Origin of the sequence: Flavobacterium sasangense DSM 21067, assembly GCF_000686885.1 — a bacterium.
Taxonomy (GTDB): Bacteria; Bacteroidota; Bacteroidia; order Flavobacteriales; family Flavobacteriaceae; genus Flavobacterium; species Flavobacterium sasangense.
Genome location: NZ_JMLU01000044.1, coordinates 1 through 13,546, shown reverse-complemented (window position 1 = coordinate 13,546; position 13,546 = coordinate 1). Strand labels below are relative to the sequence as shown.

The 13,546-nt window shown below is 29.8% G+C and carries 11 protein-coding genes, 1 tRNA gene and 1 pseudogene; 4 read left to right on the top strand and 9 right to left on the bottom strand.

Features of this window, described 5'->3' with window-relative positions; all coding sequences use genetic code 11:
- The 4 genes from BP92_RS0113255 to BP92_RS0113240 all read right to left on the bottom strand — a co-directional run.
- Positions 1-246: transposase (locus BP92_RS0113255; protein ID WP_026726479.1), on the bottom strand; the 246-nt coding region annotated here is incomplete at its 3' end.
- Between the two features lie 47 nt (positions 247-293).
- Positions 294-428, bottom strand: a complete 135-nt coding sequence (locus tag BP92_RS17445) for a hypothetical protein (RefSeq protein ID WP_262486618.1) — start codon at positions 426-428, stop codon at positions 294-296.
- Between the two features lie 60 nt (positions 429-488).
- Positions 489-2,885, bottom strand: coding sequence for an outer membrane beta-barrel family protein (locus BP92_RS0113245; RefSeq protein WP_051604487.1), 2,397 nt, complete (start codon positions 2,883-2,885; stop codon positions 489-491).
- Positions 2,886-3,177: 292 nt separating this feature from the next.
- Entirely contained in the window at positions 3,178-3,861 is a 684-nt protein-coding gene (locus BP92_RS0113240) for a response regulator (RefSeq protein ID WP_026726477.1), read from the bottom strand.
- Positions 3,862-3,943: 82 nt separating this feature from the next.
- Between BP92_RS0113240 and BP92_RS0113235 the strand changes: the two genes are divergently transcribed.
- Together BP92_RS0113235 and BP92_RS0113225 are read left to right on the top strand one after the other, a co-directional pair.
- The gene (locus tag BP92_RS0113235; RefSeq protein ID WP_150111941.1) at positions 3,944-4,684 is read left to right on the top strand and encodes a LytR/AlgR family response regulator transcription factor; all 741 of its coding nucleotides are present in this window, start codon (positions 3,944-3,946) and stop codon (positions 4,682-4,684) included.
- A gap of 456 nt (positions 4,685-5,140) precedes the next feature.
- The gene (locus tag BP92_RS0113225) at positions 5,141-7,204 is read left to right on the top strand and encodes a histidine kinase (protein ID WP_051604486.1); all 2,064 of its coding nucleotides are present in this window, start codon (positions 5,141-5,143) and stop codon (positions 7,202-7,204) included.
- On the opposite strand, the gene BP92_RS0113220 is transcribed toward BP92_RS0113225, so the two are convergent.
- From BP92_RS0113220 to BP92_RS0113210, 3 genes are all read right to left on the bottom strand, one after another.
- Positions 7,199-8,446, bottom strand: a complete 1,248-nt coding sequence (locus BP92_RS0113220; RefSeq protein ID WP_026726474.1) for a site-specific integrase — start codon at positions 8,444-8,446, stop codon at positions 7,199-7,201. The two genes, BP92_RS0113225 and BP92_RS0113220, sit on opposite strands and share 6 nt — an antisense overlap.
- A 259-nt stretch (positions 8,447-8,705) precedes the next feature.
- Positions 8,706-8,793, bottom strand: a tRNA-Ser gene (locus BP92_RS0113215).
- A gap of 329 nt (positions 8,794-9,122) precedes the next feature.
- Positions 9,123-9,419, bottom strand: a complete 297-nt coding sequence (locus tag BP92_RS0113210; protein ID WP_026726473.1) for a hypothetical protein — start codon at positions 9,417-9,419, stop codon at positions 9,123-9,125.
- Positions 9,420-9,473: 54 nt separating this feature from the next.
- On the opposite strand from BP92_RS0113210, the gene BP92_RS0113205 reads away from it, so the two are divergent.
- On the top strand, positions 9,474-10,025 hold the full coding sequence (locus BP92_RS0113205; protein ID WP_026726472.1) for a DUF6642 family protein: 552 nt from the start codon (positions 9,474-9,476) through the stop codon (positions 10,023-10,025).
- A 41-nt stretch (positions 10,026-10,066) separates the two neighbouring features.
- Here the strand turns inward: BP92_RS0113205 and BP92_RS0113200 are convergent, their stop codons facing one another.
- Entirely contained in the window at positions 10,067-11,440 is a 1,374-nt protein-coding gene (locus BP92_RS0113200; protein WP_150111940.1) for a hypothetical protein, read from the bottom strand.
- Between the two features lie 202 nt (positions 11,441-11,642).
- On the opposite strand from BP92_RS0113200, the gene BP92_RS0113195 reads away from it, so the two are divergent.
- The gene (locus tag BP92_RS0113195; RefSeq protein ID WP_026726470.1) at positions 11,643-13,289 is read left to right on the top strand and encodes a tetratricopeptide repeat-containing sensor histidine kinase; all 1,647 of its coding nucleotides are present in this window, start codon (positions 11,643-11,645) and stop codon (positions 13,287-13,289) included.
- 107 nt (positions 13,290-13,396) lie between these two features.
- On the opposite strand, the pseudogene BP92_RS17525 reads toward BP92_RS0113195, so the two are convergent.
- Positions 13,397-13,546, bottom strand: a pseudogene (locus BP92_RS17525) (IS30 family transposase); the annotation flags it as partial.

The following is a 13,546-nucleotide window of genomic DNA, read 5'->3' as shown; positions in this document are numbered from 1 at the left end:
ACTTGTGGCTTCCCTTGTGGTATCGCCTGCTAAACGCTTTTTACCAGCTTCTAAAAACTCTTTATTCCATTTGTAAAACTGAGATTCATTAATTGAATACTTACGACATAATTCTGCAACTGACATTTCTGCACGTAAAGCTTCCATTACAATTTGGATTTTCTGTTCGGAACTAAAGATTCTTCGTGTATTTCTACGAATGTCTTTGATGAAATTCTCTGCTGTTTTTTTCTTAGGTGTTTTCATACTATTTCAAAGTTAATAATTTTTGAAAACACTCTCTTAGTTTTGAACTAAATCAGTCCACTTTTTGCTGACGATTTACAAATTTTTGCTGTTTGTGAATCTGCAATCAACTCTAAATCTTTCTTAGCGTTTGATTTAGTAGATAATCCACTTGCCAGTTTTTTTAAATTTTCATTTTGCATGATAATTATTTTTTTTATTATACCTACTCGTTGCTGGCTTTTCGGTTTCCGCCATTTATTTTATTTTATTCTATTTTGTTCTGTTTCGTTACTAAATTTTCTTTTAGTAGTTTTTATTTTACTATTTCCTAGTTTGTAGGTTAATGAAAGTCTGAAGAAACGTTGGTCATAATAATTATTATACTCTTGTTTTATATTGTTAGAATATGATATGTAAGTTGGTCTATTACTACTAAAAATATCGTTTCCTATTAATGCTAATTGTAAGTTTTTTTCAAAAAAGAAAAACTTCATAGAAATGTCTAATTGATTAGATGTTGTGCTTTCATCTAAATCACTTACGCCATTTGGACTTAACCAGAAATTTAAGTTCAAGATTATTGTTTTTTGTTTATTTATAAAAAAAGTGTTGTTTGTTGAAAAGTAAGTATTTACCCCTTCTCTTTTTTGATTGGTAAAACTCAATAAAGAGTTTGTTTTGTTGTAAGTTAAATCTAATGAATTATAACTTTCCCAAAATTCTATTTTATCAAATGTATACGATTCAGATAGTCCAATGATTGTAGTATTGAATGAATTTAAATATTGCGTAGCTTGAATGTTGGAATTGTTATCAATAAAAGTTACTTGTGAAATACCAGCGTTGGTATTACTAAAATAGATTTTACTTTCCCAGTTTTGCTTATTTGTATAAACAAATTCTAAATTGTGTGTGTAAGATGGTTGTAAAAAAGGATTTCCTTCAGAATATGAAAATTGATTGCTATACCATCTAAAAGGATTTAAACTAAAGAATAGGGGTCTGTTAATACGCTTACTGTAGTTTAATGAAAACATATTATTTTCATTCTGCTTATAAGTTATATAACATGTAGGAAATAATTTTGTGTAGTTATTATTGTTTTGTTGATTTAAAGTATTTGAAATACCTGTTGTAATTGTTGATTCCATTCTTAAACCTATTTGCGCTTCCCATTTTTTGGATATTTCTTTTGTTCCTGAGAAGTATAATGCTACTATATTTTCATCATAATTGAATTGATTACTTTGGCTTTGATCAAAAACTGGATTACCATTTGTTAAATCGAAATATGAAACATCACTATTGTTTTTATTAAATGATATTTTTCCACCATAAGAAAGATTTGCCCATTTTAAAGGCATTTCCACATCTATGCTACCAGAGTAATTTGAAAAATAATTTTTATTTTTATTATTTGCAGATATATGTGTATTAGGTGTTATGTTTCCAAATGAATCTAAAGAATTTGATTTAAAAATCCTATCATCTTCATTATTATATTTAAAGTAATCAAAATCTATTGAAATTTTTGTTCCAATAGTATCAATTTCATATGCTGTATGCCAATTTAAGGAATTTGCATAATTCTTTCTCTTATTATTAGCATCTGTTTTAATAAATGAATTGATTTGATTTAAATTGTTTGTTATAGAAGTTAAATTATTTTCATCTATATTTGGTTTTGAACTACTGCCTAAATACTGAAGTCCCATAGATACCTTTTTTGATATTTGATAATCAATTCCTATTCTAGCATTTATATTATTAACAAAATCTTTTCGGTCACTTTTGTTTGACCAAAGTTGATTTGGGTAATATATTCTTGAAGTTTCAATAGGTGCGGTAGCACCATTTGAAGAGTTTACATTTGAAAATATTGAAATTTTATTTTTTTGGTAATTAAAATTTCCCCCAACACTTCCTGTTGCATAAGTAGCTTGTCGATATGCTGAATTTATAGAAGCATTCCAACTGTCTTTTTTAGATTTTTTTAATTTTATATTAACTAATCCGCTATTACCTTCTGCACTATATTTTGCTGGAGGAGTTGTAATAACTTCAATGTTTTTTATATTATCCGAAGAAATTGTTTTTAAGAAATTAATCAAATCATCACCCGAAAGTTGAATTAATTTATCATCGACCATAACACCCATTTGATTTTTACCAATCATGGAAATTTGGTCATTTTGAATCCGAATACTAGGAGTAATCTTTAAGGCATCGATAGCATCACCGCCGGAGGCGGAGATACTATTTTCGACATTGAAAATTAATCTATCCACTTTTCTTTCCATGAGCTTCTTTTTTGAAATTATTACAACTTCTTGAAGTTGCTGTTCTTTTTCAGTAATATTAATTATCCCTATAAATGTATCTTGGTTTACATTTATCTTTTGTTTGTGATAAATCACTCCTAATTGTCTAACAATCAATGAATATTCTCCTTTTTCGGTTTCTATTACAAATTTACCCTCTGCATTTGTCAGTTCACTTTTAAATATTATAGAATCTTTATTTTGTAACTGAACTTCGACAAATTCAATAGGGTTATTCTTATTGTCTTCAATTTGCCCGCTAATTTTTATTTGCGAAAAACCTTGGTATTGATATAAAACAATTAGTAATAATGCTAGTAAATGGCTTTTTGTCATTATAATATGATTTGATTTATTTTTTTATTTGTAATAATTATTATAGTATGTTATAGAAATATGCTTTATTCTCATTTGTGTGTTTTGACTGTTTAGAATAAAAACAATATTAATAAGTTTAAAAAATATATAATTACGGTGTTTTGGAGTTTTTTTTACGGTGTTTTTGATACAATAAATTTGAATAACATATTGCTTTACATATATTTAATCATAAAATGTGTGATTTATTATAATATAAAAAAGCCTCTATAAGTAGATATAGAGGCGTTCCTTTTAATTTTAAACTTTGTTAGATAAAGCCTAATTTCTTTGCGCTATCAATTAGTTCTTTATCTGTAGCATCTTCAAGAACTAATTGTTTTTTAATATTACATTTTCGTTTCTCAATTGCACTTAAAGATAAAGGGATGAATTTTGGTAGGTTAATCGTCTTAATTCCATCAGCAATTAATTGAAGTATTTTGCTGTCGTAATTGTCCCAATTGATATTTTTTTGAATCAATATCTTTTGTGCTAAAACAATCGATTGACTCAAATATATTTCATTGTCTTCAATACTTTTAAATATTTCGGGAAAGCATTTATAATTAATGTCGCTTTTAGCAATAAAACCTTCTGGATTTAATTCTTTAATAATTTGATTTACCCATAAAGGTTCTTTGTGCATAGAGATAATAATAATTTTACAGTTTGGAAATTTTTGTCTTATGAAAACAGCTACGTCGCTTCCTGAGTATAGTTTTTTATCTTCATAAGAAGGAAGACTAATGTCTATGAGTGCAAAATCAATTGCTTTCTCATTTAAATAATTATTATTTACTGTATTAAATGCTTGCTCACAATCATATGCAAACAAATAACTTGCCTTTTCATACCTCTTTATTTTTTTTAAGAGTGCGTGATAACTATCCACATTAATTGGATGGTCATCTACAATCAAAAAAGACTTTTGAGATTTATTTTTAACATCCATTAGACTCACTTTACTATCAAACAATATCAAAATTAGTTAAAATTAATTAAAAAAATTACGGTTTTACCGTAAAATCAACTTTTTGAATCCAAATAAATTGCAAAAAAAAATGCAGTTTTCTTATATATTAGTTGATCAATCAGAACTTACAAATGCTATTTTAGAGCATATTAAAGAATTTGATGAATTTTTATGTGTTTCTGTTTGCACTTCAAGAAAAGAAGCCATTAATAAAATACTTGAATTACGTCCCAATTTAGTATTTCTCTCTCTTTGCACTTCTCAAAATGAAATAAATGCTATTTCATTTTCTATAATGAGTGAGTTGCATGAATTTTTAGAAGAACTACCTTCTTTTATCATATTAAACCCAACGAAAGATTTAGCTTTTGAAGCTTATCAAAGAGGAGCTACTGGCTATTTATTAAATCCGATTGACCCCAATGAGTTAAGGAAATGTTTGTTGCGCTATCAAAAAACTCATAAGGCCCTTCATAAAGATACTATTTCTATTAAATCTAATGGCGATTATAATTTTATAAAATCTAATGATATCATTTATCTTAAAGCTGATAGTAATACTACTGATTTTTACTTAACATCCGGAAAAGTAATAACTGCTTATAAAACTCTTAAATATTTTGAAAAGCTATTACCGTTTTACTTTTTTAGAATCCATCATGGTTATGTTATTAATATTCAACATGTAAGCCGAATCAACTTAGGCAAGAATAGTTGCTATTTACAAAATAATGAAATCGTTCTTCCATTTTCTAGAACCTATAAATCCAATATAGATACCATTATTCTTAAAATATCTTAACTAAAATCGGTTGAGTTATTATTAAAAAACTACCAGTTGCTCTTATCGATAGTCTAGTTACTAAAGAAGATTAATAAATTGATTTTCAATTGATTAAACTTAATAAATTTGACTATTCCAAAATCGGAATATTAAAGCTTTAATAGGTGTTTTAGTGTAGGGAAAAGACATTAAAACGCTGCTGTGAAGACTTCCCTTCTTTTCAGAAAAATCAAATGAAATGTTGTGTCCAGAAGACATGACATAAGAAACTATTTCTAATTTTTAAACTGATTTTTTATGAAAACCAATTTTTTATTTAAGCTATTATTAGTAGCTATTACATGTGTAAGCTTATATTCTTGTACCGCAGATGAAATTGAAACAACACCAGAAACCAAAATTCAAACGAGTAGTACTGCTAGGGAAGGTAACCCATCATTAACAAACCCCAGATAAAAATTTAAAAAATTGACTATGAAACATAGTCAATTTTTTTTCATATTTTTGAAAAAAAACAACTTGACAAAATTTAAATTTTTATATTATTTTACAATATTGTTCCTAGTGTTTTCATGCCAAAAAGATAAAATTGGTATTGTAAATTCTTCATTATTTCAATCAGTTAGTTATAAAAAAAACAGCTCTTTTAAAAAAATAAAATTATTAGATTCTCTGGTAAGTATTTCAAGTCAAAACAGAAATGATTCAACATATAGAAAATTTTTGTTTGATTTGTCAGATGAATACTATTACAATAATGAAAATAAAAAATCATATAATATAACTCAAAAAGTACTTAGTCTTTCCATTATAGCTAAAGATACCATTTCGATAACAAAAGCATATTCCTACATAGGTGATTATCATCAGATATCTCATAAAGATAGTGCCTATTACTATTATCAAAAAGCTGAAAAACTCAATAGACTTTTGAATAGAAATTATCATGTTGGGAAAATGCTATTTAAAAAGGCCTATATTTTATTCTTTGAAGGTAATTACATTGAAAGTGAAGCACAAGTAGCTAGTGCCTTACTTTATTTAAAAAAAGAAAATGATCCCGAAATGCTTTATGTTGCATATTCATTACTTGGTTTGAACTTTGAAAAACTTGAAGAGTATCAAGAGGCTCTTAAATATCAATTACTTGCAAAAAATGTAATCAATAATATTAATGGGACAAATTCTAATCTTGAAAAAAAATATTTATATAATATTGAATCTTCCATTAATATAGCGAATATTTATGAAAAAACAAAACAGTATGATAAATCTTTACAAATTCTAAAAACCCTTTTGACTCCAAAATTGAAACAAAAATCTTTATTCAATTATATTTTAGTTTTCGGAAATATTGGTTATTCAAATATGAAAGGTGGATCATTGAAAGGAACTGACAACTATTTTAAAGAGGCTTTAAATCTATCTAGAGAGAATAATTTTAAAAACAATATTACTTATCAATTATTAAATTTAGGAGAATATTATGCAATTGTTAAAGACACCTCTTCATCTATTAAATATTTATATCAGTCCCTTCAATTAGCACAAAAGCTTAAAATGGGTGAGGAAATAAAGAAGTCCTTACAATTACTTTCACAGGTTGATTATAAAAATGCTACTTTTTATGATAAAGAATATATTGCTATTAGTGACAGCTTGACAAAAGCCCAAAGAATTAATAGAAATAAGTATGCTCGAATAGAATATGAAACATCAGTTGTAGAAGATGAAAATAAGTTATTAAGTACTAAAAACACTTACATTTTGATTGGTTCCATTGTATTGATACTCCTTTTAGTTTCTTTTATAATTTATCGATATATAAAAAGTCAAAAAAGAGAAATTGAATTTAGAAAAGCACAACAAAAAGCAGAAGAAGAAATATTCGATTTATTAAAAGAATATCAGCTTAAGTTGAGTATAGCAAAAGAACTTGAACAAAATCGAATTTCTAAAGAATTACATGATAGTGTAATGAATAAGCTCTATGGTGCCCGAATGCAACTCGGTCTTCTTAATGAATATAATGAAGAAGAAATAAAAGAAAAAAGATTAGTTTACGTGGATTTACTTCAAGAAATAGAACAAGAAATTAGAACAATTTCACATGACTTACATACTGAAATTAATGAGACACAGTTTGACTATACTAATTTACTTTCTAATCTAATTCATTTGCAAAATGAGATTGGATTCACTAAATTTTCTATTGAAATTAAGCCAGAGATAACTTGGGATTCTATAGACAGTTTAATAAAAATTACTATTTTTAGAATTGTTCAAGAGTCATTATTGAATATTTCAAAACATGCTAATGCAAGTACTTGCCATGTTAGTATTTTATTAGATGATGATCATTTAGCTTTGGAAATTAAAGACGATGGGATTGGGTTCGACTTGAGTGCAACAAAACAAGGGATAGGTTTACAAAATATCCAAGAAAGGGGTAAAACGATTAGCGCTATTTTAGAAATTATTAGTAAACCCAATATAGGAACAACAATCAGGATGAAAGCAAAAATCGGAAGTTTATAAAACTCCCGATTTTTTTATAGTAGTTTCCCTATAAACAAACTTATCCTTTAAAAGTTTCATATCTTCACTTACTTTTCTATCCAGGACTTTTGCATAATGTTGCGTAGTGCGAAGGTTTTTATGTCCTAGCATTTTACTTACACTTTCAATAGGAACACCGTTAGTTAGCGTAACTGTTGTGGCAAAGGTGTGTCGGGCAATGTGAAAGGTTAACTCTTTTTCTATTTCACAAACAGCTGCAATTTCTTTTAAATAAGCATTCATTTTTTGGTTGGATAGGATAGGTAGTAGCTTATCTTCATTATGGCATTGTGGATGGTTCTCGTATTTATCGATTATCATTTGTGTAACTGGAAGGATTGGAATTTTAGATGCACTTTCTGTTTTTTGGCGGTGGGTAAATATCCATTTCTCACCATCAATTCCATAGCTTATATGCGACTTTGTTAAGTTTTTGACATCTATGTATGCTAAACCTGTAAAACAGCTGAAAAGGAAAATATCGCGTACTAGAGAAAGTCTTTCTGTTTTGAAATCTTTGTTGATAATGTTTTGAATTTCGTCTTCAGTTAGATAAACTCTCTCAACTTCTTTGACTTTTGATTTGTAATTAGCAAATGGGTTTTTATCCAACCAGTCGTTGGCCAAACAAAGCTTAATAATTTTATTAAAGTTCTTTAGGTATTTGACCGCTGTGTTATTTGCGCAGTTTCTAACGCTTCGTAACCAAAACTCATAATCGGTTATAAACGCATGATCAATCTTTGTAATATCTATATCCGAAACGTTGTATTTCCATTGCATAAACTCAATGGTATGCTTGAGCGAAGTAGTGTAGCGTTCTAATGTTCCTGGAGCGTATTCTTTTCCAACCAATTCTTTTATTTTGTTGTTGTGGTCTTGGAAGATGGGAACAAGCATGCGTTTGGTTTCAGTTAGACCAAATAATTCATTCTTTAAATTCTCAGAAGAAACACTAATGTCTTTTTTGATAAGCTTTTTTTCTGCTTGTAAGATTTGATTTTTTAAATAATCAAGGTGACTATTGATTGTTCTAGCTTCTTCAGAAGTACCTTTAACTTTACTACCTTCTGAAGACCATTTATCTGGATTAATAGATTTGTTGGTACTAAACTCAAATCGTTTAGCGTTCACTGTAACTCTCGTGTAGATTGGACAAACTCCTAAATTGTTGACTTTTGCTCTCTTGATGTAAAAGAGAATGGATACGGATGTGTTCATTATTGGTGACCTTAAAGTTAGTATTAAATTTATACGATTTAATAACTACACACAAGATGTACATTTTTTGAATATGTTATTGAACACCTTGTCGTAGCGGTGCTTTCGATGCGAGGAGTCACTTAAATTTTAAATTTTTAGTGACACCTCGAAAGACACCTAAACTTTGAGATTTAATGAATAATTTGGAATAACCTTAAAAGAAAAAACCCACTAAATTGTTGAATTTAGTGGGTTTTAGTACCGTTTGTATTTCTACTGGCGGAGAAAGAGGGATTCGAACCCCCGGACCTGTTACAGTCAACAGTTTTCAAGACTGCCGCATTCGACCACTCTGCCATTTCTCCAATAAGTCGCGCGCTACTTCCGTATTGCGAGTGCAAATATAGAACGATTTTTTATTTCTGCAAACGTTTTCAAAAGAAAAAAGTAAAAAAAATACACTTTCCTCCTAACCTCTTTTCCAACCATTTGAATGTCAGTAAATAAATAAAACTAAAATTTTAAGAAAAAATCAAGAACAAGAGCAAGAACAAAGTCAAAGTAATCAGTTGTATCATTTTTTTCTCATCCTCATCATAGTTCAAGAGATGCTCACCAGCATAACAAACTAGTCGTGTAGTCTTATGTGAACTATGTCAAGTAAAACGCCTCTAAACACAACCCACTTAAAAAACTATGCAACTATGTGTTTAAATATAAATCCGCCACCACCAGCGCTCTGCCTATGCGGACCCGTTTCATCCGCGTGCCAAATCATGTGAAAAGTCTCCTCAACACAATCCACTTCAAAAAACCACGCAACTCCATTCATTACTCTAATAAGAACTACTTCAACCGTTGCCTGAGGCACTCGAAGGCAAAAGGTAATAAAAAATCCGTCACCACCAGCGTTTTGCGCAAGCAAACCCGTTTCATCCGCGTGCCAAACAAAATGCAACGTCTTTGCGTACTTTACGAAAAAACTTTGCATACTTTGCGTTAAAAAAACACGTGCCAAAAATTCAATATCTTTGTAAAAAAAAAAATGCAATCAAAACTATTCTGCCTAGAAAGCGTCCCTGATGTCACTTCCCAAACATCTAGTATCATCTTACCTTCTCTAGAAAAATTAGCGCTGCAATACAACATCACCAACGTGTACCAAACCTGCGACAGCATTGAAGGATTAGAAGAAAGTCTAGGCACACTGCTTTACGAAGACCGAAACTTCAGAGATTACGAAATCATTTATTTGGTATTCAAAGGAAGAGATAACAACATTATTATTGATAATTATTTATACAGCCTAGAAGAAATAGCAGAGTTCTTTGAAGGCAAACTCACCAACAAACGCATCCATTTTGCCAATACCTTACAATTAGATCTAGATTCCGAAACCGCTCAATACTTCTTAGATGTCACAGGAGCCATTTCCATTTCAGGCTATCGCAACCCTGCTCCTATACTAAGCACCATTATCGACAATCCGTTCTTCGGCTTATGCCAAGAATATGATGAGGTAACCGATATTGTAGAAGAATTATTCGAAAAGCATTACACCTTAGCCAAAGGAATGGGGTTTACTTTATATTATTAAAATCAAAAAGACCTTCAAGTTAGTTTGAAGGTCTTTTTATTTTAGCTCTTAAATAAAACAGCCATAATCTCATCATAGGTTTTCAATTCATCAGGATGAACTCGCATTTTAAAAACCACTTCTCCTGAACGGGCTTCTAAATTCTTAAAATCCGATGCGGTAAAATACGCTAGCTTTCCATCTTCAGTAATTCCCCATAAAATATTTTGACTTTCTGGATTAAAATGAACCGTTTTCGTATAACGATACAAAGCATTTACTCCAAGTTCTACCAAAACAACTTGCTTCAATACTATTGGTTTCCCATTTTCATCTACAAAAGAAGCATCCAGTTTAGCTCCCTTTGGATACACATGAGGATAATCTAAATTCACTAATCCAAATTGATTCACCTCTAAAGTTCTCATTATTTTACTCGCACCGTTGAGTTCTTTAATCTCTTTTCTAGCAAAAAAGGCTTTATACTCGATATGTTTTTTATTGTAATTAGACCAAGCGTCATCAATCGTTTTTCTTGTAGCTTGAATTTTAAACAACAAACCAGCGTATTTTTTTCTATAGTTATTTAAAGCTTTTGAATACTGCGCTTTATCTTTAAAACTCAAATAACAAATACATTTTGTTTTAATAGTATCGGGTAATTTACCCCAAGGCACAAAGGTTACTTCATAAGTACCATTCTTTAAATCTTTAACCAATATATCTTTAGAATCAAAACCACATTTCTTTCCATCAACAGGATCAAACCATACGTCTCTGTATTCTTTTAATTTGTCATTTTCATTTAACTTATCAAAAACTTTAAACGAAAACTTACCCGCAATACGAGGAGCTTCAGGCACTTCAGGTAATTGCTCCAATTCCTTTTCTTTTGTAGTTGTTTTAACCACATCTTTACCTAACTCCTTCCAAGTATTACTTTCCGAATCAAAATCATAACGATTGAATTTAGTATCTTCAGAATAACTAACAACATCCACTTGGATTTTATTTTCTGGATTCACATTTACAGCTTTACCTTTGTTGAAAGCATTCATTTCAAACATTCCAGCTGATTCAAACACCATTTCTTCACCATTATCATTTGAAAATGTCATAGGAATTCCCGCAAGATAAATCTCCAATGGATTAGAAAACATCCTAAATTTTAAATCTACAGGAGTTGTAATCACATTCCCTTTTTCATCTAAAAAGGCATTCTTAGGAATCGAAATAACAGAACCCGATTTGTGATAAATCACCGTATCCTTCGTAGGTGTAATACGATATTCATCTGCCACAATATTGGCTTCTGGAATTGGTGGAACTAATCGTTCTTCAGTAGCAGCTTGAGGTTTAGCAGTTTCTTCCTTTTCTTTACAAGAAAACAAACTCAATGAGAATACTACAAAGAGTAAAAAATGTTGGTTTTTCATAATAAATAAGATTGGGTTAATAGGAGAACGTTAATAAATGACAATTAGTGCATAACATTTTTAAAATTAAAAGATTACAATATGAAATCCGTACGTATTTCCGTATCAAACAAAAAATTAAAAGTTTCAACGCAACTTGTACCATAAAAATTTTTAAAACTATAAGAAATTGCCTATTTTCGGGCGATATAATCCAATCGTGATGTCTTTCTTAAAAATTGGTTTTCTTGCCTTCTTATTCCTAATTACTTCTTGTAAAAACCAAGAAGAAAATCCTGCGCTTGATGCGAATTTAGAACAAGCAGAAAATCTTTTCGCCACGAAACAATATCGAAAAGCCTATTATTATTACAATCAATCTTTTCTCTTCAACAAAGAACAAAACAATACCAAACGAGCTGTTTTTAACTTGTTACGAATGGCACACATCGAAAATTTAGAGTGCGATTATATAGGAAGTGAAGCCACAACTACACAAGCCATAAAGCTTTTTGATAAAACTATTCCGATACCTTATCAAACCAATGCTTATATTTCATTAGGATTAAATTATATGCATCTAGCCAACTATGAAGATGCCAAATCAATGTTCGAAAAAGCAATTCAAATAACCGAAGATTCATTAACCGTTTATATTTCAAAAAACAACATTGGGTATTTATACATCAAACAAAAAGAATATCAAAAAGCGGTTCGTCTATTATCCGAAATAGAAAACGAAAAAATCCTTCAAGAATCACCTTTAGATTATGCTCGCATATTAGATAACAAAGGAATTGCGTTGTTTCACTTAAATGATAAATTGGCATTATCCTATCTAGAAAAAGCAAAAACAATTAGAGAAGCCAATAATGACGATTCGCAAATCGTATCATCTTATATGCATTTAGCCGAATATTATAAAAACCAAGAGCCCGAAACCGCAAAAGAATGGACTCAGAAAGCATACCATTCAGCTACAAAAGCATTTATTCCCGATGATCGATTAGAAGCGTTAAACCTTCTCTTTACCACCACTACTAACAACAACCTAAAAAACCAATATCACGATACTTATATTCACATTAATGACAGCTTGCAACAAGCCAGACAACAAGCTAAAAACCAATTTGCTAAAATCAAATACGATTCCGAAAAAGCGGAAACAGAAAAAACAGCATATCAATATAAAATGTATGGTTTTATAGTTTTATTAATACTAAGTGTAGCCGTTTTCATTTTGCTTTATCGCCTAACAATTCAAAAAAATAAACGCAAAATTTTAGAAACCCAATACACTACCGAAACTAAAATTGCCAAACGTTTACATGACGAATTAGCTAACGATGTTCACAATACCATTGCCTTTGTCGAAACTCAGAATTTAGAAAACGAGCAAAATAAAGAATCCTTGTTAGAGAGTTTAGATACCATTTATCAACGTGCTCGCAATATTTCCAATGAAAATAAACAAATTAGCACAGGAGAAGCCTTTGTAGAACAATTGAAGCACATGATTCATTCTTACAGCTCAGATACGAGAAATGTAATTTTAAATACTGCGGCATTACAGGATATCCAATTAAAAGACGAAGTTAAAATTACGCTATATCGTGTGTTGCAAGAACTCATGGTAAATATGAAAAAGCACAGCGAATGTTCGTTGGTGGCGATTGCTTTTAAAAATAACGGTCAATTTCTAGAGATTAGCTATTCCGACAATGGAAAAGGAAGTCAAAATCAATTACATACAAAAAATGGTTTGCAAAATGTGGAAAACCGCATTTTTTCTATCAACGGAACTATTACTTTTGATACCGAACCTAACAAAGGAGGCGGATTCAAGACCTTAATGCAACAAGGTCAATAATTAGTTAATATATCAAATTTAGTTTTTTATTTCAATTTTGCATAATTTCAGAATAACTTTTTTTGGCTTTTTCAAGAGCCAAAAGTTATTTCCGAAATTGGCTTGTTTTATGCTGCATAATTATTGATTTCTTGGTTCATAATTTCTCCTGGTGTTTTGTATCCTAAAACCTTTCTAGGTCTGTTGTTTAAAGCTAATTGAGCTTGTTTAAGCTGTTCAATTGTTATTTTATTAAAGTCAGTTCCTTTAGGAAAAAA